Source organism: Microbacterium aurantiacum (assembly GCF_031625015.1).
GTDB classification, from domain to species: domain Bacteria; phylum Actinomycetota; class Actinomycetes; order Actinomycetales; family Microbacteriaceae; genus Microbacterium; species Microbacterium aurantiacum.
This window is the reverse complement of record NZ_JAHWXH010000001.1, coordinates 1,144,690-1,166,683: the sequence shown is the minus strand read 5'-3', so window position 1 is coordinate 1,166,683 and position 21,994 is coordinate 1,144,690. Positions and strand designations below refer to the sequence as shown.

The window sequence follows — 21,994 nt, the reverse complement described above, 5'->3', positions numbered from 1 at the left end:
ACTATCACACACTTGCGTCGAAAGGACACATTAGTTTTAGCGATATCCGGTATAAGTTGACCCTCCCCCGAGGAGGAGAAGCGCGATGAAAGGATGCCCGCGTGACCGATGACGAGAACACGGATGCCGTAGGCGACGCGTGGGGGGCGCTGATCGATCCTCCCGACGATGCCCGCCCGCGCGCATGGTGGCACTGGATGGACGGCAACGTCGACCCCGAAGGCATCGTCCGCGACCTCGAATGGATGCACCGCGTCGGCCTCCGCGGCGCGCAGGTCTTCGATGGCGGGATGGGTGTCCCGCCCGTCGTCGACGCCCCCGTCCGCCCGGGCACCGATGCATGGGCCGACGCCGTGGACACCGCCGCGCGGGTCGCGTCCGAGCGCGGGATGGAGCTCGCGGTGGCGACGTCGTCCGGTTGGAGCGCCGCAGGAGGCCCCTGGGTGACACCCGAGGACGCCATGAAGAAGGTGGTGTCCTCGTCGACACGGGTGACCGGCGGCGCCCGGGTCGAGGTCACCCTGCCTCCCCTCCCTGACACCCCGGGCCCCTGCCAGGACGCGCCCCGGTGGGGCGAGGGCGACGGCATCCGCTGGTCGACGGACTGGCGTGTGCTCGCCGTCCCAGCCGAAGCCGCGCGGCACCCGCTCCACCCCGACGTCGTGCGGACCTCGGCGGACAGCGGCTCGGAGGCCGCGACACTGACCGACGGATCCTTCGCTGCGGGCCTCAGCCTTCCTCGCGCCGCGGAGACCCCCTCGTCCGCGTGGATCGAGCAGGTCTTCGCAGAGCCGGTCGAGGTGCGCTCCGTGGTCGTCGGCCTGCCGGGGCCCTCCGGGTTCGGTGCGGCACCCGCCCCGCGCGCACGGCTCCAGGCGAGCCCAGACGGCGAGACCTGGACCGACGTCGTCGCGCTCGACGTGACGACCGTGCCGGTGCGCACCGCCTCCTTCGCGCCGGTTCGGGCACCGCGGTTCCGCCTCCTCCTCGAGGGGGCGCCGCTCGCGTCCGCCCTCCCCGCGATGGCGCCCGGCGTCCGGGTCCCCCCGGTCCTGCGCGGCCATGACGCCTTCCTCGTGACACAGTTCTCACTACGGTCCGCGGCGCGTGTGCATCTCGCCGAGGTGAAGTCCGGCCTCGGCGTCGTCCCCGACTTCTACGCCGTCGACACCCCCGTCTCGACAGGAACGACCGGCGCGATCGACCCGGCGCACGTGATCGACGTCACAGCGCACATGCGGGACGGCGTGCTCACCTGGGACGCCCCCGACGGCGAGTGGGAGATCATCCGCCTCGGCGCCTCGCTCACCGGAGCCACCAACGGTCCTGCGCCGGCCGATGCCACCGGCCTCGAGGTCGACAAGCTCGACGGTGCACGTGTGCGGGCGTATCTGCGTACGCACCTCGCCAGGATCGGCGACGGCGCCGAGGGCGCGGCCGCGTTCTCCGCGCTGGTCAGCGACAGCATCGAGACCGGAGCGCAGAACTTCACCCCCGCGGTCGCCGAGGAGTTCCGCGCACGGCGCGGATACGACCCCACGCCCTACCTGCCCACCCTCGTCGGCGCCATCGTCGGAGACGCCGCGACGAGCGACCGGTTCCTGTACGACTATCGGCGCACGATCGCCGACCTCCTCGCCGCGGAGTACTACGGCACGCTCGCGGCGGAGGCAGCCGCGAGCGGCATGACCTTGTACAGCGAGGCGCTGGAGGACGCCCGCCCGCAGCTCGGCGACGACCTCGCCATGCGGGCGCACGCGGACGTGCCGATGGGGGCCATGTGGGCATTCGAACCGGCGGACGGCCCGCGACCGACGTACGTCGCGGACCTGCGGGGCGCGGCATCCGTGGCGCACGTGTACGGAAGACGCTGGGTCGGAAGCGAGGCGTTCACCTCGTTCGGTCAGCCGTGGACGGCGACCCCGGCGAGCCTCAAGCACATCGCCGACCTCCAGCTCGCACTGGGCGTCACCCGCTTCCTGATCCACACCTCCGCCCATCAGCCGATCACCACCCCGCCCCCCGGCCTCGCGCTGGCGCCGTTCCTCGGGCAGACCTTCACCGCGCTCGAGACCTGGGCGGAGATGGCGGGCCCGTGGGTGGACTATCTCGCCGGGTGCAGCGCCGTCCTCTCGCTCGGGATGCCGCTCGTGCGCGTCGCGGTCTTCGTCGGTGAGGAAGCACCCGTGACCGGGCTCTTCGCCGAGAAGGTCGACACGGCGGTCCCCGCCGGGATCGGCGCCGACTACGTGGGGTTCGACGCGCTCGTCGACGTGCTGCGCGTCGAGGACGGGCGTCTCCACGCCCGCGGCGCGTCCTACGATCTGCTCCACCTCGGCGGCTCCAGCCGTCGCATGACGCTGGCGGCGCTGCGTCGGATCCAGGAGCTCGTGGATGGCGGGGCGACCGTCGTCGGACACCCACCCGAGGGCTCACCGTCGCTCTCGGACGATCCGGCCGAGGTCGCGCGCGCGATCGAGCGGCTGTGGTCGGGGCGGCCCACGCGCGGTCGTGTCCTCGTGACCGACCTGAGTGCCGCGCTCGAGGCCCTCGGCATCCGTCCGGAGCTCGAGGTCGACGACGGCGATCTCCGCCGGATCGACCGGCGCCTGGCGGACGGCGTCGTGACGTTCCTGGCCAACCCGCGCGGGACGCCCCGCCGGGTGGCGCTGCGGTCGCCGGCGGAGCACCTGTCGGTGTGGGATCCGGTCGCGCGGCGCCGATGGACGCCGGCGGACGGCATCCTCGAGCTCCCGCCCTTCGGATCGGTGTTCGTCGTGACCACCGACACCCCGCAGACGGATGCCGCAGCCTCGACGCCGATGACGCGGAGAGTGGCGCCGGCCCCGGTCGCGGGATGGACGCTCGACGTCGACGACCGCACGATCCCGCTGCCGAATGGACCGGTCGCCTGGACCGATCTCGACGACGCGCTCCGCGGGTTCTCGGGGATCGGCACCTACCGTGCGACGCTCGCGGCGGCGACTGCCGATGCCGAGCCCGGCGCGGACCTCGTCCTCGACCTCGGCGTCGTCCACGGCATCGCGCGGGTGACGTGCAACGGCGTGGACTGCGGGGTCGCATGGACCACGCCGTACCGGGTGGATGTCGGGTCCGCGTGGCGCGCCGGCGCGAACGACGTCAGGGTCGACGTCGCGACCCCGTGGCGCAACCGTCTGATCGCCGAGGCCGCGGAGCCGAGTGGGGAGATCTTCGCGCCTATGGCGGCCGTGTTCGAGCCGAACGCGACGCCGATCGCCGCCGGGTTGGCGGGTCCGATCGCCGTGATCTCGGCATCCTGAGCACGGATCGACGGGCGTATTGCCACATATAAGCAACGTTTATGTCGAAATCCGGCAAATGGTGTCACAGTAGGGACTGCGGTCCCGATCCGCAGCCAGCCGCACCGCTGGAGACGAAGATGTCAGAAAGGGTAGTCATGCCACAGCACACTCGCACCGGTCAGCTCCGGTGGATGTTCCTCGCCGCACCTCTCGCCGGAGCGCTGGTCCTCGCCGGCTGCGCGGGCGGATCCGACGACAACGGCGGCGGCGACGGCGGAGCGACCGGCGAGCCCGGCAACGCCGGGTTCTCCGTGATGGTCGCGCAGGCGAACGACGAAGACGACTTCTACGCCCAGATGCTGGAGAAGTACTCCGAGGAGACCGGCACCGAGATCGAGGTCATCCCCTACCCCTCCGACGCGTACAACACGCAGGTCACGACGCAGCTCCAGGCCGGCAACGCCGCCGACGTCATGATCCTCGCCCCCGGCACCGGGCAGCCGATCTCGGTCGTCACCCTGGCCGAGGCCGGGTTCCTCGAGCCGCTGAACGACTCCTCGGCGTCGCTCGTGCCGGCAGGAGCCGAGCAGGAGTTCGAGGTCGACGGTGCGATCTACGCCCAGCCCACCGCCCTCACCCCGGTCGGCATGGTCTTCAACGTCACTGCGGCGGACGAGGTCGGCGTCGCCGAGTACCCCTCGACGTATGAGGAACTCCTCGAGGCGTGCACAACCGCGCGCGACGGCGGCAAGAGCTTCACCGTCCTCGCCGGCGGCATCCCCTTCAACACGGGACTGTTCTCGATGCTCGTCTCCGCGACCCGCGTCTACGCCGAGGATCCCGACTGGAACGCGCAGCGCGCGGCGGGCGACGTGACCTTCGCCGACAGCGGATGGCGCGACGTCCTCGAGGACATCGTCGAGATGAACGACTCGGGCTGCTTCCAGGACGGCGCCGCGGGCGGCACGTTCGACAACATCACCGCCGGACTCGGCGGCGGAACCTCGCTCACCGCCTCGGTCCCCGGCAGCGCCGCGGCCTCGATCATGCAGGCCACCGGCGCGACGCTGAACGTGCAGGCCTTCCCGCCGGCGCAGGGCCAGGAAGCCTTCACTGTGACGGGCGCCAACTACGCCTGGGCGATCAACGCGTCGTCGGACGACGCCGTCAAGGCCTCGGCACAGTCCTTCCTCGACTGGGTCGCCGAGCCCGAGAATGCCAAGGAGTACGCCGAGCTCTCCGGCGCCGTGCCGATCACCGGCATCGTGACCGACGAGCTGCTCCCGCAGTTCGAGCCGATCGGCGAGCTGCTCTCCAGCGGCTCCTACGCCGGCCTGCCGAACGCGACGTGGTCGAACCCCGCCGTGTACGAAGCGCTCGGTTCGGGCGTGCAGGGTCTCCTCACCGGCCAGTCGACGGTGGACAGCGTCCTCGAGTCGATGGACGCCGCGTGGGGCTGATCTGATCACCTGATCCGACACACCACAGGGATGCCGTCCGGGAGACCGGGCGGCATCCCTCTTTCCGGAAAGGACCCCGATGAGCGAGCGCATCGCCGATCTGGTGAGCCGTATGACCGCCGCGGAGAAGCTCGGGCAGCTGCAGATCATCTTCCGCCCGAACCACGACGATGCCGCCGCGCTCGTGCGTCGCGGAATCGGATCGATGTTCTGGCCTCCGTCGGCGACCGCGACGAACGCGCTGCAGCGGGAGGCGGTGGAGAATACGCGCCTCGGCATCCCTCTCCTCATCGGTCTGGATGTGATCCACGGGCAGCGCACCATCGCCCCCGTCCCACTTGCGCAGGCGGCCTCCTTCGATCCCGCGATGGTCGAGGAGCTGGCTGCCCTCGCTGCACGCGAGGCCCGCTCGGGCGGGGTGAACTGGACATTTTCGCCGATGGTCGACGTCTCGCGCGATCCGCGCTGGGGACGGGTCGTCGAGGGCTTCGGCGAGGATGTCCTGCTCAATGCCGCTCTGGGAGCGGCGATGGTCCGCGGGTATCAAGGAGACGACCTGGCTGCAGCGACGTCGATCGCGGCCACCGCCAAGCACTTCGTCGCCTACGGCCAGCCCGAGGGCGGACGCGACTACAACACCGTCGATGTCTCCGACCACCGGCTGCGGAACGTGCACCTCGAACCGTTCCGTGCCGTCGTCGCGGCGGGAGCGGCATCCGTCATGGCGTCGTTCAACACCGTCGCCGGGGTTCCCGTGCACGCCGACCGACGACTGCTCACCGGCATCCTGAAGGACGAGTGGGGCTTCGACGGCGTGGTCGTCGGCGACGCCGACGGGGTCGCCAATCTCGTGCCGCACCGTGTCGCCACCGACCTCGACGACGCGGTCGCGCTCGCGTACGGCGCGGGGATCGACATCGAGATGGGCGGGACGCCGGAGTCGATCGGATGGGGTGCCGAGCGGCTCGATTCCGCGCGCCTCGACGACGCCGTCCGGCGGGTGCTCTCACTCAAGGAGCGCCTCGGCCTGTTCGAGACCCCCTACGTCGATCCGGATGCCGAGATCACCGAACCGTCGAGCGAGAGCCGCGCGCTCGTGCGTGCCGCCGCCGCGCGCAGCGCCGTGCTGCTGCGCAACGACGGGACGCTGCCGCTCGGGGCGCCCCGCCGGATGCTCCTGACCGGCCCGTATGCCACCTCCACCGACCACCTCGGGGCGTGGACGCAGTACTTCGGAGCGCGGTCCGTGTCGATCGCGGATGAGCTCGCGGCGCAGCATCCGGAGATCGTCGTGACGGTGCTGCCGGGCGTCGGCTTCGTCGAGGACGACGCCGACGACATCGGCGGAGTGATCGCCGCGGTCCCCGGACACGACGTCGTGGTCGTCTGCGTGGGAGAGCCGTCGTCGTTCTCCGGCGAGGCGGCGTCGCGCAGCGACCTGCGCCTCCCCGGTCGGCAGGCGGAGCTCATCCGCGCGGTCGCGGCTGCGGGAGTGCCCGTCGTCGTGGTGATGGCCAACGGGCGGCCGCTCGTGGTCGCCGACTGGATCGACCAGGCCCCGGCCGTGCTCGAGGTGTGGCACGGCGGCACGGAGGCGCCCGCCGCGATCGTCGACCTGCTCTTCGGTGTCGCCGAACCCGCCGGGCGACTGCCGATGAGCTTCCCGAGGGCGGTCGGGCAGATCCCGATCCACTACGACCACGAGAACACCGGGCGCCCCGCGACCACCCGCGGTTCGCTCAGGCTCACGACGACGGACGTGGCCGTCGAGGGACCGGCCAACGTGGCGGAGAAGTTCACGTCCAAGTACCTCGACCTCGACCTCGGGCCGCAGTTCCCGTTCGGACACGGCTCGGGCTATGCGACGTTCGCGTACGGGGAGCCGCGACTGTCGGCATCCGTCATCGGGGTGGACGGAAGCGTCGAGCTCACGGTCGAGGTGACGAACACCTCGACGCGGACGGGCGACGAGGTCGTTCAGGTGTTCCTCGAGGACCTCGTCGCGAGCGTCGCGCCGCCGGTGCGGCGGCTCGTGGCGTTCGCGCGGCGCACGCTCGCGCCCGGCGAGACATCGACGTTCTCGTTCGCTATCGGCCCGGCCCAGCTCGGATTCCGCCTGACCGACGGCACCCTCGCGGTCGAACCCGGCAACGTCGTCCTGCACGTCGGCCCCACCCTCGCCGCGACCCGCCCCGTCCCCCTCCGCGTGACACCCCCGCCTCTCCCCCATTGACCGCGAGACTGCATCCTCCGGTCGAGACTGCACGCCGCGCGCGCTGTTTCGACCGGAGGATGCAGTCTCGGCGTCAGGGAGGGTCAGCGGGGTCAGGCGAACGCGGGCGCGAAGCGCTGCAGGGCGGCCGCATGGCCCAGAGGGCTGGCGTCCTCGACCCAGCGCGCCAAGGCGATCGGGCTGAGCAGGTTCTCGACGGCGAGGAGCGCGGCACCCGTGACACCCTCCTGCTGGTCGAGGGATGCGGGACGCACGACGAGGTGCTCGGACGCGATCTTCGTGCTCCGCCGTCGTACGACATCCTCGATACGGCCGACCAGCTCCTCTCCGGCGCGCAGAACACCGCCACCGACGACGAGCTGTCCGGGATTGGCGAAGTTCACCAGGCTCGCGGTGACCTCGCCGAGCGCGGCGGCACGCTCCCCCAACATCTCACGGGCCACAGGGTCGCCCGCGCGGGAGGCAGCACCGACATCTCCGAGGGAGATTCTCCCGCGCTCGCGCAACGCGTCCAGGAGCGTTGGGCTCTCGCTCGCCCGCTGGGTCGCTTCGACGATGAGCGACCATCCTCCCGCCACTGCCTCGAGGCAGCCGACCTCACCGCAACGGCACACGGCCGTCGGGTCGTCCGAGACGCGGATGTGCCCGATGTCGCCGGCCGCACCCCTCTGACCGCGAAGGAGCCGGCCGCGGGAGATGACCGCCGAGCCGATGCCCGTGCCGACCTTGAGGAACAGCATGTCCTCCGTTCGCGGCCCAACCCCGTGCACCCACTCGCCGACAGCCATGAGGTTGACGTCATTGTCGACCCACACCGGCGCATCAACGCGCTCGCGCAACCACGCGCGAACGCTGAATCCGTCCCAGCCCGGCATGATCGGCGGAGCGATGAGTCGACCCTCGGGAAAGTCGACGGGTCCGGGAACTCCGACGCCGATGCCCCAGGGCCGGGTGGCTGCGTGCCGGACCGCCAGCGCGTCGATGTGCGCGTGCACACGTTGCATCGTCGCCTCCGGCCCGCTGTCGACCGTCCAGTCCTCCTGCGACGTCGCCAGCGGGCGTCCGTCGAGGGCGGCGACGGCGACGCGGAGCTCGGAAGCACCGATGAGCACTCCGAAGACCCGTCCCGCATCGGGGTCGAACTCGAGGACGCGCGCGTGCCGGCCACCCCCGGACGGAGCGAGTCCCCCCTCGCGGAGGAGGCCGATCTCGCAGGCTTGGTCGACGCGCTGCGTGACGACCTTACGGCTCAACCCGCTGACAGCTGTCAGCTCCGGCCGGGTCCGTGCTCGGCCCGTGCGGACGAGATCGACGACGACGGCGAGGGGCGCGGCCTCCAGAGACGATGCGATCGCTCCCGACGCGGCGACCCCGTGCAGGATCTCCCTATGCTCTGTCGCCATCGATCCGTCCCCCGAGCCCTGAAGTGTTCTCCGATTCTGCCACCTCGGCGAGAGCCGGTATCCGGCGCCTTATCCTCGCATCAGCAGTGGCGAAGTCGCACATAACCGACACTTATGCGCCTGAGGCACTTATGGTGTCAAGGTAGTGCAGAGGTTTTGAACCGGCCACTCGCCCGGAGTGGCGACAACGATGTCACGGAGGCAGTCATGACCCAGAGCACGATCGACCGACACGTCCGGTGGGGCCTTCTCGCCGTCCCTCTCACGGGCGCGATGATCCTCAGCGGATGCACCGGCGCAGGAGAGGGCGGGAACACCTCCTCCGCCGATCCGGCCATGAGCGGGTTCACCCTCATGGTCCCGCAGGCGAACGACGTCGATGATCCCTACGCGAAGCTCGCCGAGCAGTACAGCGAGGAGACCGGCGTGGAGATCGAAGTCCTCTCGTACCCCTCCGAGAACTACAACCAGCAGCTGACCACGCAGCTTCAGGCCGGAAACGCCGCCGACCTCATGGTTCTCATCCCGGGCGGCGGCCAAGCGGTCACGGTCCAGACGATCGCCGAGGGCGGGTTCCTGGAACCGCTCGGCGAGGCATCCGCAGCGATCATCCCGAGCGGCCAGTCCGACCTGTTCGGTGTGGACGGCACGATCTACGGCCAGCCCACCGCGCTCGCTCCGACCGTGCTCGTCTGGAACGGTCCGGGCGGCGAAGAGGTCGGCATCGATGACTACCCCGCCACCTTCGAGGAGATGATCGACGACTGCGCCGCGGCCCGCGAGGGCGGCAAGAGCTTCGTCGTCGTCGCCGGCGCCATCTCGTTCAACACCGGCCTGCTCGCCTCCATCATCTCCGCGACACGCGTGTACCAGGGTGACCCCGACTGGAACCAGCAGCGCAGCGCCGGCGCGGTGACCTTCGCCGACAGCGGATGGCGGAACGTTCTGGAAGACATCGTGACGATGAATGACGCGGGCTGCTTCCAGGACGGTGCCGCCGGGGGAACCTTCGATTCGATCACCCAGGGCCTCGGCGGACAGACCGCGCTGTCGGCCCCAGTGCCCGGATCGGCCGCCGCACAGATCAGCGCGAACGCCGGGGTTGACCTGAACGCCCAGGCGTTCCCCCCGGCCGCGGGACAGGAACCGTACGCCCTGGTCTCGGCGAGCTACGCATGGAGCATCAATGCGGCCGCCGAGGATGACGCCAAGGCCTCCGCGCAGGCCTTCCTCGATTGGGCGGCCGAGCCCGCACAGGCCCAGACGTTCGCCGACCTGTCGGGTCTCGTCGCGATCTCCGGCGTCACCACGGACAACGTCGCCCCTGAATACGAGCCGATCGCCGATCTGATCGAAGCGGGCGACTACACCGGCTTCCCGGTCGAATCGTGGCCGAACCCTGCGGTGTACGACGCGCTCAGCGTCGGCATCCAGGGCCTGTTCACCGGGCAGAGGACGGTGGACCAGATCCTCGACGAAATGGACACCGCCTGGGACACCGGATCGTGATCGCCACGCTGAACTCGACGGAGACATCATGAACGCGAAGACCCCTGATACGCCGATTGTCATCATCGGCGCCGGCCCCGCCGGCATGGCCGCCGCGCTGGCACTGCATACGGTGGGCCACACCCCGATCCTGCTCGAGCGGTACCGGGAGGCTCGGCCCGCCGGCAACATCCTGAACCTCTGGCCGCCGCCCATCAAAGCGCTTCAGGAGATGGGCGTCGACACCGACGACCTGGGAGCCCCGTGCCACACCACCTTCCGCGGAGTGAAGGGCAACATCCGCGCCGATGTGCAAATCCCGGATGACGTCGTCAAGGCTTACGGCGGAGGCTTCATCGGGCTGCTGCGCCCCGAACTCTATCGGCGGATGCTGGCGGCGATGCCGGAGGGCGTGCTCCGGCCGGACGTCGAAGTCACCGCCATCGAAGACCTCGGTCCGACGGTGCGAGTCTCCCTGCGGGACGGCTCGAGCATCGACGCCGCGGCCGTGGTCGGAGCGGACGGTATCGACTCGATGGTGCGGCGACTGCTGTGGGGACCGAGCGAGCGCCGCGAGCACAAACTGCACATCATCGGGGGATACACCTTCGCCGACGTGCCCGGTGTCGAGCGGAACGAAGTCGTCCTCCGGCATGACCGCACGGTGCAGGGCACCTACTCCTCGATCCGCGACAACGGACGGGACGGCATCCAATGGTGGGTCTTGGAGGCCTGGAATCCGAAGGCCGAGCCGCCCGCCGACCTGAAGTCGCATGCCCTGTCGCTCGCTCGCCGCTTCCCGGGCCCTCTCGCCGCGCTCGTCGACTCCACCGATCAGAAGCACTTCCAGCGCTGGCCGATCCGCGACCGCAAGCCGTTGAAGAGATGGTCGAAGGGCCGCATCACCCTCGCCGGGGATGCCGCACACGCGACCTCTCCATATGCGGCGTACGGCGCGGGAATGTCGATCGGAGACGGCTACACCCTCGCGCAGGAGCTCACCGGGGTGGATCTGACCGATGCCGCCGCGGTCGTGGCCGCGCTCGGTCGGTACGACGACCGGCGTATCGCACACACGACGGCGCAGGTGCAGCAGGCGTACGTCCTGGGCAAGGTGTTCCACCACGCCCCAGCGCCCTTGCGCCCCGTGCGCGACTTCATCCTCGACAAGACGCCCATGCTCCAGAAGCAGGTGGGCGAGAAGAGTCCAGCCGAGATCGTGGCCCAGCTCGACGAGATGGGAGCCGGGCTTGTCCGAGCGTGAACAGACCCGCACCGCGGACGTGGTCATCGTGGGGACGGGTCCGGCCGGCGCCGCCTACGCCCGCATCCTGAGCGAGGAGCGCCCCGACCTGCGGATCCTGCAGTTCGACGCAGGGCCGATCATCACCGACCCCCCCGGCGCTCACGTGAAGAACCTGATCGACGACAACGCGCGCGCGCGAGCGCAACGCCTTTCGGAAGGACCCGCGCCCTCCTCTGTCTACCAGAGCACTGACACTCTGGACGGGTACGCATCGGACGCGGAGCGGATCGTCCGAGCCGGAACCTTCCTGCTCGAGGACGGATACCGACACGGCGACGAGGCGGGACTCCCCGCCGCGGCGTTCTCCACGAACGTCGGGGGCATGGGGGCGCACTGGACTTGCGCGTGCCCTCGTCCCGGCGAGGGCGAGCGCATCGCCGAGGTGTCCGACCTCGATGATCTCCTCGCGGAGGGCGAGCGTCTCCTGGGGGTCTCCGCCGAGCTCATGGGGGCCGCGCCGCTGGCGGAAGAGGTCCGCGAAAGATTGGCGCGCGGCCTCGATCCGCACCGCACTCGCCCCGTGCAGCCGATGCCGCTTGCGGTGCGTCTCGAGGAGGACGGCCGCCTGTGGTGGTCGGGGTCCGACGTGGTGTTCGGCGATGCCACCCGCGCCAATCCGAACCATCGCCTGATCGACCGGACACTGGTGACCCGGGTGCGCACGGTGGAGGGTCTCGTGATCGGCGTGCGGGTCCGCAACCTCGTCGACGGCCGCGAGTACGAGGTCGACGCCCCGACGGTCGTCGTCGCCGCCGACGCCCTGCGCACGCCGCAGCTCCTCTGGGCGTCCGACATCCGGCCGCCGGCCCTCGGCCGCTATCTGAACGACCAGCCGCAGGTCGTCCATGCGGTGAAGCTGCGAGACGTGCTGCCCCAGGACCCGACGCGGGCGGGAGGGCCGGTGGACGTCCTGAGCGGCGTGAGCTGGGTGCCGTACACCGATGACCACCCGTTTCACGGTCAGGTGATGCAGTTGGATGCCTCGCCGGTTCCGTATGACGGCGACATCCTCCCGGGCGAGGTCGTCGGGCTCGGGTGGTTCTGCGCGAAGGACATCCGCGCGGACGATCGGGTCGAGTTCGACGACGACCGGACGGACTCCTACGGGATGCCGGCGATGCGCATCCACTACGACCTGACCGAGGCCGATCGGCGCACCCTCGACCGCGCCGTAGCGGAGATGGTCGCCGTAGGTGAGCTGCTCGGAGATGCCGTGTTCGGAGATCCGATCGAATTTCCTCCCGGGGCCTCTCTGCACTACCAGGGAACGACACGGATCGGCGCGGTCGACGACGGACGCAGCGTGTGCGATGCCGACTCCCGCGTCTGGGGGGTCAGCGGACTTCACGTCGCCGGGAACGGAGTGATCCCTACTGCCCTGGCGTGCAACCCCACCCTGACCAGCGTCGCCCTCGCCGTCCGCGGTGCGCGCGCAATCGCTCGGGAGGCGGCATCCGCTCTCTCCCTCCACCGACCGCAGGCGGGTACTCATGCTTGAACGAGAGATCATCCAGAACCGCGGCGTGGAGAACGTCGTCGAGGACGGCGAGGTCACCGGCTTCCGCTTCCTCGTTCGGATGCCGAACTACCGGGGGGCGTACGGGCGCCTCATCGACGGCATCGATGTCCGCATCGACGGCCACCACTGGGACCGAACCGTCCCCCGGTGGACGCTGAACGGTATCGAGTACACCGTGGAGGACCTCCAGGCCTCCCATCTGGACGTGCGCTGGAACCTGGACGAACCCGCCGTCATCACAGTGCCGCACCCGGGCGGATTGAACCCGGGTGTGCACAATCTGGAGATCGACATCGCGATCCACGCGCCCTACATCCCCGCGATGTTCCAGCCTTCCCTCTTCCACGCTCAGCGAAAGGTCACGGTGGTCGTATGACCGACGAAAGCGCGTTCCGGTACGGCGTCTCGCTGTACAGCTACACCGGCGACATGAACACCGTCCTCACCCTGGACGATGCCATGGCCGAGATCGCCTCGGTCGGAGCCACCGGGATCGAGATCCTCGGCGAAAGCAATGTGGCGTGCTACCCGACCCCCTCGACGGCGTGGATCGATCGGTGGTGGGCGTCGCTGGACGCTCATGGGCTGCAGCCGTCCAACTACTGCTCATGGGTCGATGTCGGCATCGCGCGCGGTCGCGACCTCACGGCGGAGGAGGGGATGGAGGTCCTCGCCCGCGACATCCGGCTGGCATCGACGCTCGGGTTCACGTCGATCCGCCCGAAGTTCGGCGTCGTCAGCATGGAATTGGACCCGCATCCGCTCTGGCGCCCCGTCGTCGAAGCGAACCTCACGCTCGCGGAAGAGCGCGGCGTGGTGATCTGTCCTGAAATCCACGCGCCGACTCCCATCCGGCATTGCGTCGTCGACGAGTACATCGCCTTCATCGAACAGGCCGGTTCGGAGCACTTCCGGCTGATGATCGACACGGGGATCTTCCAGCGCGAGGTGACCACGGCTATCCAGCCGGGCATGAGCGATGAGGGGCACAAGGAAGGATGGATGCGGCCACTCGCCGTCCCCATGAGCGACCTCGTCGACGTCCTCCCCTACGTCGCGTTCATCCAGACGAAGTTCTTCGACATCGACGAGGACCTCGTCGATGCGCAGATTCCCTGGGCGGAGATCGTCGACACGCTTGTCGCGCACGACTATCGAGGCTGGCTGTCGAGCGAGTACGAAGGCGAACGCGTGGCCTACCGCGGGCAGGAGCAGGTTCGGCGGCACCATGCCCTCTTGCGTTCGCTTGAGCGCGAAGCCCGAGCAGACCGCTGAGCCCCGCGTCGGCTCGTGGCCGCGAGGCGTCAGGGAGCGCCGCGGAGGGTCAGAGACGGACGAGACGGATGCGGGCCGCACCCACGCGATCGTTGGGCAGGATCATGAGCCGCTCGTCGCCGTTGAGCACCCGGCCGTTCACGACGCGACCCTCGTCGATGATGAGCTCCTGCACCGCGTCGATCTCGACCCGCGCATCCGCCGCGAAGTAGTCCAGTGTGAGCTCGCGTCCGATCACGAGGAAGCCGCCGTCGCCGGTTCCGGCGATCAGGGCGAACGGCCGCGTCTCTCCGGGGACGGCGATCTGCGCGTGAGGCAGAGACTCGGCGGGCACCTCCAGCTCGGCGTGGGGGATGTTCACCCCGGCATCGAGCAGCATCCGCGCAAGCAGTGCGCGTGCTCCCCGCGCGATGATGTCGACGCCGTCAACGCTCCGGTTCTCGATCTCGACGCCAGGCTCGAGGACGATCGCCGTGAGAGCCCCGCGCAGGGATGCCGCGGCGATCTCCGCCTCGAGCCCCGCGATGAAGGTCAGCGTGGCCGACAGCTGCCCGTCGGGATTGGCCGCATCGAGGCCGTACGCCGACCATCCGACCGCGCCGTAGGTTCCGATCGCACGCACCAATTCGGCCGGCCTCAGCTGACTCTCCGGCACGAAGAACGGCTGGATGCCGGTCGCGTACGGCTTCATCGCCGCGTCGGCATCCTGCACGTAGATGTCGGGCCCCAGAAGGGAGAGCGACGGAGCCGCGGCTCGCCAGACATCGAGGACGGTGGATGCCGGTCCCCCGCTCGGCCACTGGCCGGGGGTGTCCTGACCGGGTTGAGGGCCGAGCCACGCATTCGCGTACATCGGGATGTCGGCGATCGCCCGACCTCGGGCCGCGAGGTGTTCGACGTAGGTGGCGATGGTCCAGGCCATGAAGACCTCCTCCGCCGCGGGCGTGTAGCCGAAGACCTCGGGCCACGAACCGTCCGCAGCGCGTCCGTTCGTTTCCCAGAGCGACCGGGCGGAAGTGCTGCCCTCCGGCGTCGCGCGCACGTGCGCGAGCAGGTCGGTCGGCACCTCCGCTGCCCACGCGGCCTCGGCGAGCGCGTTGCGGTCGCGGCTGTCCGACAGGATCCCCGATTCGTTCTCGACCTGCACCATCACGACCGTGCCCTCGGGATCGGCATCCACGAGGTGTCGGATGAGCGCTTCGAACGCGCGCGCGTCGGCCTCGCGCAGGTCGGCACTGAAGGCCGAGAGCACCGGCTTGGCCGTCGCGCCCTCATAGGTGAACGCCTGCAGACCCTTCGCCTCCACCACCGCGCGCGGGAACCGATCGGGATCGCTGCGCACCCACGTGGGAGCGTAGGTCGACGCCGCGTTCTTGAAGGCGCCGAACCACAGCAACACGAGGCGCAGGTCGTTCGTGCGGGATTCGGCGAGCATGTCGTCGACGAGCGAGAAGTCGAAAGCGCCTTCCGCGGGCTCGCTCAGCGCCCAGCTCACCGGCGCGAGTACGACGTTCGCGCCGACGCGTCGGACGTGTGCGAACGAGTCCGCGATCGCCTTCGGAGAGGACGACGCCGAGTTGAAGACCTGTCCGCCGACGAGAAGCGCCGGCGCTCCGTCGCGCTGGAAGTGGAATGGTGGCTCGGCGGTGAGTGCCCAGGGTCGGGTCGCGGGAGTGGTGGGGGAGGTCATGGTGTGTCCTGTCCTGTGGGTTTCAGCGATCGAAGCCACGTCGGGCATCAGGCGAGTGGGCGATATCGGACGTCGCGGAAACGCGCCGCACCCGCGCCGGCCGCGTAGAGCGCGGGCCGGAGGCTGAGAAGGTCGCCGATGGTGTTGGAGTGATACCCCGAGGTCTCGTAGCGAATCGCGTGCCGCGTCCACTTCCCGCCGCCGACGCGATACCAGCCGGAGACGATGTGCTCCTCGTTCCGAATCCGCAGCGCGATCCGCCGCGTCGCCGGCGCCGGTTCACGCCAGTGCGTGCGGATGCCACCCGAATAGCTCAGCATCCGCTCACCGTCGATACCCATGCCGCAGAAGAGCCGATTGTTGAAGAACAGGAGCAGGCCCGCCTCGGCATCGCCCTCGAGCTCCACATCGACCTCGACCTCGTAGGCGTGCGCACCGGTGAGGATCGCGAGCGGCGACGTGTCCGCGGGGCCTGCGCCCTTTCCCGCCATGCGCAGCCCGTCCCCCGCCGTGAGACGAGCGGCCTCCCCGAGTCCTGGCGCGTGGAAGGCCCACCGCTCACCGAGCCGAAGCTCCGCGAAGTCGTCGTCGAATCCGACCGCGTCGGGCTGCGCACCGGCACCACGCGGCGCGACGAGCGCTCCCCCGATGTCATCGAGCGCCGCCTCCGGCCACCCGTCCGCGCTCCAGCGGATCGGTTCGAGCAGGATCTGCCGCCCCAAGGTGCGGAATCCGTTCTCGTACCCGTGCGAGACCATCCACCAGTCCCCACCCTCGACCGCCGCACCCGGCGCCGGTACGAGCGTGGCGTGCCCGCGCGACCACCACTTCTGCGCGGCATCCGTCGTGCGGGCGATCGGGTTGCGCGGATGGTTCTCCCACGGACCGTCGATCGACCGCGATCGGGCGACGATGACCATGTGGCCGGTGGGCGGACCGGCCGTACCGCCGACCGCGCTCACGAGATAGAACCACTCACCGCGCCGGAAGAGCTTCGGTCCTTCGAGCGCGTAGGCCTCGGTGATCCACTCGTCGGGGTACCGCCAGCCGTCGTACACCTTCTCGAGCTCGCCGATCGTCGACAGGCCGTCGTCACTCAGCCGGATACGACGGATGCCGTTCGTGAAGAGCCACCGGCGCCCCTCGGCGTCGACCACGTGGCCCGGATCGATCGCCCCGCGGATGCCGAGATCCACCGGCGCCGACCACGGCCCCTCCATCGCGTCGGCGTGGACGACGAAGATCGACGGTTCCGTGAGCTCGGACCACGGGGCCGGGATGAACGGGATGTAGATGAAGAACCGACCGTCGTGCTCGGCGATGTCGACCGCGAACGTGTTGCCGATCGGTTCCGGCAGCGCCGCGGTGACGTAGGTCCAGTTCACGAGGTCGCGGGAGCGGTGCAGCAGCAGCCCCGGGGCAGCCTCGAACGACGAGTACGTCATCCAGTACTCCTCGCCGACCCGGATCACGGCGGGGTCGGGCCGGTCACCGGGGAGGATCGGGTTGGTGAACGTCGTCATGGCGCCTCCTGCGTGTCAGACGGATGCCGCGAGGTGCAGCCTCGCGAAGAAGTCGGCGAAGAGCAGTCGCACATCGATGGTGTCGAAGACGACGAGGTCCCGCGGCGAGGGGTGCATCGCATACCGACCCTCGTCATCGATCCAGGGGGAGGGGATGGTCCGCGACATGCTCGATTCGGTCGTGAGTGCCGTGATGAGCACCGGCGGACTGTCGCCCATCGGCCAGTGCCCCGCGATGCGCACGAACGAGGGAGGTGCGGTGAACCGGCTGTAGAGCCAGCGGCCGAACTCGCCGGCGCTGCGCAGCCCGTGCTCGAGTTCCGCAGTCGACATCGCGCACTGCCGGTACACGGCCTGCGGCACCTGGATGATCGGCACGCGTGTCTCGTTGAAGACGAACTGCGCGGCGGGCAGGTCGTGCGTGAGGTTGTACTCCCACGCCCCGTCGGGGTGACTTCCGCCACCGATCCACACGATGTGCATCCGGTCGGCGAGCGTCGGGTCGGCGCGCAGTGCGCTCGCGATGTTGGTCAGGGGCCCGCCCGCGCAGACGTAGAGCGGCAGATCATCCTCGCGCATCGCCTCGACCGTGAGGAGACGCGCGCCGTCGGTGGGCTCCGTGAGCTCCGCGAATCGCGCCCTCGTATCCGCCGAGACCGCGGGTCGCTCGGTCACGCCCAATCGATCGAGCAGTTCGTCGACCGCATCGCGCGCCGTGTCACCCGCGGGGACGGGCTGCCCCTCACGGGGGATCGCTGTGCCGGTGATGCCCCGGACGACGGCACCGTCGGCGAGGAGGTGGTGCGCGAGGGCGAGCAGTCCGTCTGGATCACCGGCGAAATCGTTGTCGACGATCACCCGCGCCTGCGGAAAGGTCGGGATCCGCCGGTAGGTCTCGCCGCTCATCGGGCACGGCCGATCCACGCGGCGATCGCCTCGACCGTCGGCAACGCGGTCGGATCGGCGGGCTCGTTGATGTGACCGTGATCGGCGCCGGCTTCCAGACGCAGCTCGACCGCGACACCCGCCGTGTCCAGCTGGGCCGCGAACGCCTCACCCGAGGGCCGCAGTCCATCCTTCTCGCACACGACGATGAGCGTCGGCGGGAACCCGTCCACCCGCCCGAGCGCGGCGAACGCGTGCGGGTCGGCGAGCGCCTCCACCGATCCGGCGAAGTTCAGGGCCAACCCTCCGTGCGGCGACGTCGGGTCGACCTCGCTCGAGGCCTCCGGCCCGTTCGGATGCACGACGGGGTAGACGAGCACGAGTCCCGCGGCCACGGCCTCGCCGGCATCCTGCAGCTGTGCGACGGCACCGGCCGTCAGGTTGCCGCCCGCGCTCGCGCCGCCGAGCACGACCGCATCGGGCGCGACCTCGAACAGCTCCTCGGCGTGCGCGACGGCGTATGCGAACGCGGTGCGCACCTCGTCGGTCGGCTCGGGGAAGTGCGTGTCACCGTGGCACTTGACATAGTCCACCGACAGCACGGGGATCCCGCGGGATGCGAGTTCGAGCGCGACCCAGTTCGCCTCGGGCATGTCGAGGTGCCCGCCGATGAACGCGCCGCCGTGGACCCACACCAGCGCCCGACCGGATGCCGCCGCCGACGGATCGCGGTACACCCGCGCCGGCACAGGCCGGCCGTGCGGGCCGTCGACGCGGAGGTCGGCCGTCTGGACCGTCCCCAGACGGGGGAAGCGGCGCATCAGCGAGGCCGTGTCGATGTCCGGCCGCGGATCGGCGGGCTCGCCGTTCTCGGCGAGCCACCGCACCGCCTCGGCGATCGGCATCCGTCGGAAGTCCGGAACCTCTGCGACCTCCGAGGGCACGGCCCCGCTCACGCCGGCTGCAGCGCGCGCATCGAGCGGCGGATCAGGTCGTGCTGCTTCCGTACGAGGAGCAGCGGGTCGACCTCGCCGAGCTCGGCGAACGCGTGTCCCTCCCATTCGCTCGACCAGTATCCGCGGTAGCCACCCTCGACGAAGACGCGCACGAGCTCGGGGTAGTCGATCGCCGGCTCCTGCCCGCTCTCGTCGATGTCGTAGAACTTGGCGTGCACGTGCAGGATCTGCGGCATGATGTCGGCCCACTCCTGCGGGGCGACGTGGCCGTGCATGTTGAAGGCGAGGTGCGCGAAGGCGCCGAGGCGACCCGGGTCGAAGTCGCGGCTCTTCAGGTAGCCGATGAACTCCTGCTGGCGCTCATGCATCGTCGCGTCCGTCGCCCAGATCGCCTGCAGCTTCGCGAGCGCCTCGTCGTCGAGCCCTGCGCGCTGCACGGCGCGCAGGAGGGTGGGCGACATCGCGTGCATCGTCGAGGAGAAGTCGGCGACGAAGCCGAGGAGCGGCGAATCGAGCTCGTCGTAGACCTCGCGCACCTTCATGATCTGCGGCGAGTTCGGACCCACCGGCGCGTGGATCTCGTACGCGAGCTTCAGATCGAGTTCCTCCGCGATCGGCAGGAGGCGCCGCAGCAGCGTGGGCTTCGCGCTCTGGATGCGCACCAGCGGGAACCCGAGGGCCGCGGCATCCCGGAAGAGGACCTCGCTGAAGGCGAACTCCTCGTCGTCGGTCATGTCGCGGTCGCGACGCCGCCCCATGTCGAGGTTCGCGCCGAACGAGCTGGCGTCGAAGCCGTAGGTGTCGAACGCCGCCCGCCAGTTGTCGACGAACTCCGGCGACAGGTGCGGATAGGTCGGCAGCACCTGCGACGCGACGATCTCGATGCCCGGTCCGATGCCGAGCTCCGCGACCCGCCCGAGAAGGCTGTCGAAGTCATACCAGCCGGCGCGGAACTCCGCGCTCGCCGAGTAGAGCGTCAGGCCGAGCCGGAACGGGTCCGCGTCCGTCGCCACCGGCGGCGGGGGCACGTCCGACACCAGCGCCGGGGGCGCGGCATCCGTGTCGGTCGCCGTCAGCGCGAACGACTGGCGCACGATGTTCGGCACGTACATGCCGGGCCCGCCGTCCTGCCCGGGCGCGATCTGCATGTACGGCAGTCGCAGCTCGCCGAAGATCTCGACCTCGTGGGTCTCGCCCAGCGTGATCGGCGCCGGCCGGCGGACGATCAGCAGCGGATGCTCCTGCAGGTACCAGAGGGTCTCGCTCTGCTCGGGCAGCTGATCGAGGGTGTAGCGCTGGCCCTTCAGCTCGAAGGCGAGATCGGATGCCGGCACCTCGGCACCGTCGATCGTGACCCGCAACGTGCCGACCGACGAGAGCCAGAGGCTCCGGTACCAGGGCAGTGTGAGCTTCAGCGCGAGGCCGTCGGGGTGCGGGCGGAGACTGTCGTCGGCGATGAGTCCGTTGGGCATTGTCGTGTTCCTTCGTCTTCGATGTGCGGCCGCGCGCTCAGAGCGCGTCGGCGACCTGACGCATGAGCGAATGCTGGCGGCGCACCTGCTCGATCGAGCGCCAGGGCTCGCGCTCGCCCTCGTACTCGCTCGAGAGGTAGCCGGTGTACCCGGCATCCTTCATCGCGCGGAGGACCGGCTCCCACGGGATCTGCTGGTCCTCGAGGGCGTCGTCGATGTCGTGGAACTTCGCCTGCACGAACACGGTGTACTTCGCCACCGCGGCGAAGTCGGCGGGGTCCACGCCGATGCCGTCGAGGAACGCCGGGCGCTGTCCGGGCAGCTCGCCGGGCTTCAGCGGGATCGGGCGGTCCTGGAAGATGCCCGTGTCGATCAGGATGCCGAAGTGCTTCGTCCCGGTCCGTTCGATGAACTCGATGTACTCGTCGACGACGTCGTGCTTGATGGGGGTCGGCGAGTGGATCTCGGGACAGATGATGACGTCGAGCTCCTCGGCCAGCGGCAGCGAGGCCTCGACGACCTCGGTCCAGATCGGGTGCGGGACGAGGTCGCTCGAGACGACGCCGATCTTCGGCCGGACGAACCGGAAGCCGAGGCGCTTCGCGAGCCGAAGGTCGCGCTGGAGCTGCGCGGAACCCTCGTCGACGGTCATGTCGCGGCCCTCGGGGCCGCTCGAGTGCAGGCGCGTGTCGATCCACGAGCCGTAGTTGGTCGGCTCGAGTCCGTAGACGTCGAGGAGGCGGAACCATTCGTCCACCCACTCCTGGGGCGGATTCGGGTAGTTCGGCACATGCCCCTCGCCGAGGATCTCGATGCCCGTCGCGCCGATGTCGGCGATCGCGGCCATCGCGGTCTCGAGGTCGAGGACCGTGCCGTAGTCGCCCATGAAGCTGTAGAGGCTGACGCCGTAGCGGAAGGGAGCCCCGGTCGCCTCGGGAGAGAGGGCGAGGTTGCGGGTCACCCGGTACGTCGACGGCTGGTGTTCGACGGGGATGTACGACATCCGCAGTCGGAGCTCGATGGACACCTCGTGGATGCCGTCGGGAAGACCACCGGGGTGGGGGACGGTGATGACCGCCGCCTCCTCAAGGGGCCAGCGGACGCCATCGGAGGCCCACAGCTCGGCGAGCGTGTAGCTCCTGCCCTGCAGGGTCCACATCGGGACGTCGGCGGGGACGTCGACCAGGTCGCCCACTCGAACGGAAACGCCGTCGATGAGCGACGCCGCCATGCCCCGGTACGACGGCATCCGCAGGCGGAGCTGGAAGCCGGTGATCTCGCCGCCGTCACGGACGTTGCGGAAGCCGGTGGACTGGAGGATGTCTCGTTCGAGAAGCATCTGTGCTCGCTCTCGGTTCGGGTACGACGACGTACCGCGGGCCACGCTGCGCGCGCGGGGCCTCGACAGGCCCGGAGCGAGCGTAGCACGTTTACGTCGATTTCCAACATAAGTGGTGCAGACTTCGCCAGAAGGGGCATCCGTCCGCTGGATGACGCCCC

15 protein-coding genes are annotated in these 21,994 nt (G+C 69.8%); 8 read left to right on the top strand and 7 right to left on the bottom strand.

The window, feature by feature from the left end; translation table 11 throughout:
- Nucleotides 1-101 precede the first annotated feature (101 nt).
- From KZC50_RS05495 to KZC50_RS05485, 3 genes are all read left to right on the top strand, one after another.
- The gene (locus tag KZC50_RS05495) at nt 102-3,302 is read left to right on the top strand and encodes a glycosyl hydrolase (RefSeq protein WP_310890909.1); all 3,201 of its coding nucleotides are present in this window, start codon (nt 102-104) and stop codon (nt 3,300-3,302) included.
- A 137-nt stretch (nt 3,303-3,439) separates the two neighbouring features.
- The gene (locus KZC50_RS05490) at nt 3,440-4,744 is read left to right on the top strand and encodes an ABC transporter substrate-binding protein (protein ID WP_310890908.1); all 1,305 of its coding nucleotides are present in this window, start codon (nt 3,440-3,442) and stop codon (nt 4,742-4,744) included.
- A 79-nt stretch (nt 4,745-4,823) separates the two neighbouring features.
- Nucleotides 4,824-6,977 carry a glycoside hydrolase family 3 N-terminal domain-containing protein gene (locus KZC50_RS05485; RefSeq protein WP_310890907.1) on the top strand — a complete coding sequence of 718 codons (2,154 nt, stop codon included), beginning with the start codon at nt 4,824-4,826 and terminating at the stop codon, nt 6,975-6,977.
- A gap of 92 nt (nt 6,978-7,069) precedes the next feature.
- Here KZC50_RS05485 and KZC50_RS05480 read toward each other — a convergent pair whose 3' ends face one another.
- The gene (locus KZC50_RS05480; RefSeq protein WP_310890906.1) at nt 7,070-8,380 is read right to left on the bottom strand and encodes an ROK family protein; all 1,311 of its coding nucleotides are present in this window, start codon (nt 8,378-8,380) and stop codon (nt 7,070-7,072) included.
- 207 nt (nt 8,381-8,587) lie between these two features.
- Between KZC50_RS05480 and KZC50_RS05475 the strand changes: the two genes are divergently transcribed.
- Genes KZC50_RS05475 through KZC50_RS05455 form a run of 5 tightly spaced genes read left to right on the top strand, consistent with a single transcriptional unit; the run spans nt 8,588 to nt 13,968 of the window.
- Nucleotides 8,588-9,889, top strand: a complete 1,302-nt coding sequence (locus KZC50_RS05475) for an ABC transporter substrate-binding protein (RefSeq protein WP_310890905.1) — start codon at nt 8,588-8,590, stop codon at nt 9,887-9,889.
- A gap of 28 nt (nt 9,890-9,917) precedes the next feature.
- Entirely contained in the window at nt 9,918-11,132 is a 1,215-nt protein-coding gene (locus tag KZC50_RS05470; RefSeq protein WP_310890904.1) for an FAD-dependent oxidoreductase, read from the top strand.
- Nucleotides 11,119-12,672 (top strand): GMC oxidoreductase, encoded by a 1,554-nt coding sequence (locus KZC50_RS05465; RefSeq protein ID WP_310890903.1) that lies wholly within the window; start codon nt 11,119-11,121, stop codon nt 12,670-12,672. The genes KZC50_RS05470 and KZC50_RS05465 overlap by 14 nt, the downstream gene beginning before the upstream one ends.
- Nucleotides 12,665-13,069: a C-glycoside deglycosidase beta subunit domain-containing protein gene (locus KZC50_RS05460; RefSeq protein WP_310890902.1), complete on the top strand. Its 405-nt coding sequence runs from the start codon at nt 12,665-12,667 to the stop codon at nt 13,067-13,069. The genes KZC50_RS05465 and KZC50_RS05460 overlap by 8 nt, the downstream gene beginning before the upstream one ends.
- On the top strand, nt 13,066-13,968 hold the full coding sequence (locus KZC50_RS05455; protein WP_310890901.1) for a sugar phosphate isomerase/epimerase family protein: 903 nt from the start codon (nt 13,066-13,068) through the stop codon (nt 13,966-13,968). Before KZC50_RS05460 ends, KZC50_RS05455 begins: the two co-directional genes overlap by 4 nt.
- 49 nt (nt 13,969-14,017) lie before the next feature.
- Here KZC50_RS05455 and KZC50_RS05450 read toward each other — a convergent pair whose 3' ends face one another.
- From KZC50_RS05450 to KZC50_RS05425, 6 genes are read right to left on the bottom strand one after another with little or no spacing between them, the layout of a single operon-like run.
- Nucleotides 14,018-15,658, bottom strand: a complete 1,641-nt coding sequence (locus KZC50_RS05450; protein ID WP_310890900.1) for a DUF5597 domain-containing protein — start codon at nt 15,656-15,658, stop codon at nt 14,018-14,020.
- A 47-nt stretch (nt 15,659-15,705) separates the two neighbouring features.
- Nucleotides 15,706-17,181, bottom strand: coding sequence for a family 43 glycosylhydrolase (locus KZC50_RS05445; protein ID WP_310890899.1), 1,476 nt, complete (start codon nt 17,179-17,181; stop codon nt 15,706-15,708).
- Between the two features lie 15 nt (nt 17,182-17,196).
- A complete protein-coding gene (locus KZC50_RS05440) occupies nt 17,197-18,087 on the bottom strand; it encodes a nucleoside hydrolase (RefSeq protein WP_310890898.1) in 891 nt (296 codons plus the stop codon).
- Nucleotides 18,084-19,010, bottom strand: coding sequence for an alpha/beta hydrolase (locus KZC50_RS05435; RefSeq protein WP_310890897.1), 927 nt, complete (start codon nt 19,008-19,010; stop codon nt 18,084-18,086). The genes KZC50_RS05440 and KZC50_RS05435 overlap by 4 nt, the downstream gene beginning before the upstream one ends.
- An 8-nt stretch (nt 19,011-19,018) precedes the next feature.
- Nucleotides 19,019-20,494: a C-glycoside deglycosidase beta subunit domain-containing protein gene (locus tag KZC50_RS05430; RefSeq protein ID WP_310890896.1), complete on the bottom strand. Its 1,476-nt coding sequence runs from the start codon at nt 20,492-20,494 to the stop codon at nt 19,019-19,021.
- A gap of 37 nt (nt 20,495-20,531) precedes the next feature.
- On the bottom strand, nt 20,532-21,833 hold the full coding sequence (locus KZC50_RS05425) for a C-glycoside deglycosidase beta subunit domain-containing protein (protein WP_310890895.1): 1,302 nt from the start codon (nt 21,831-21,833) through the stop codon (nt 20,532-20,534).
- Nucleotides 21,834-21,994: the final 161 nt, after the last annotated feature.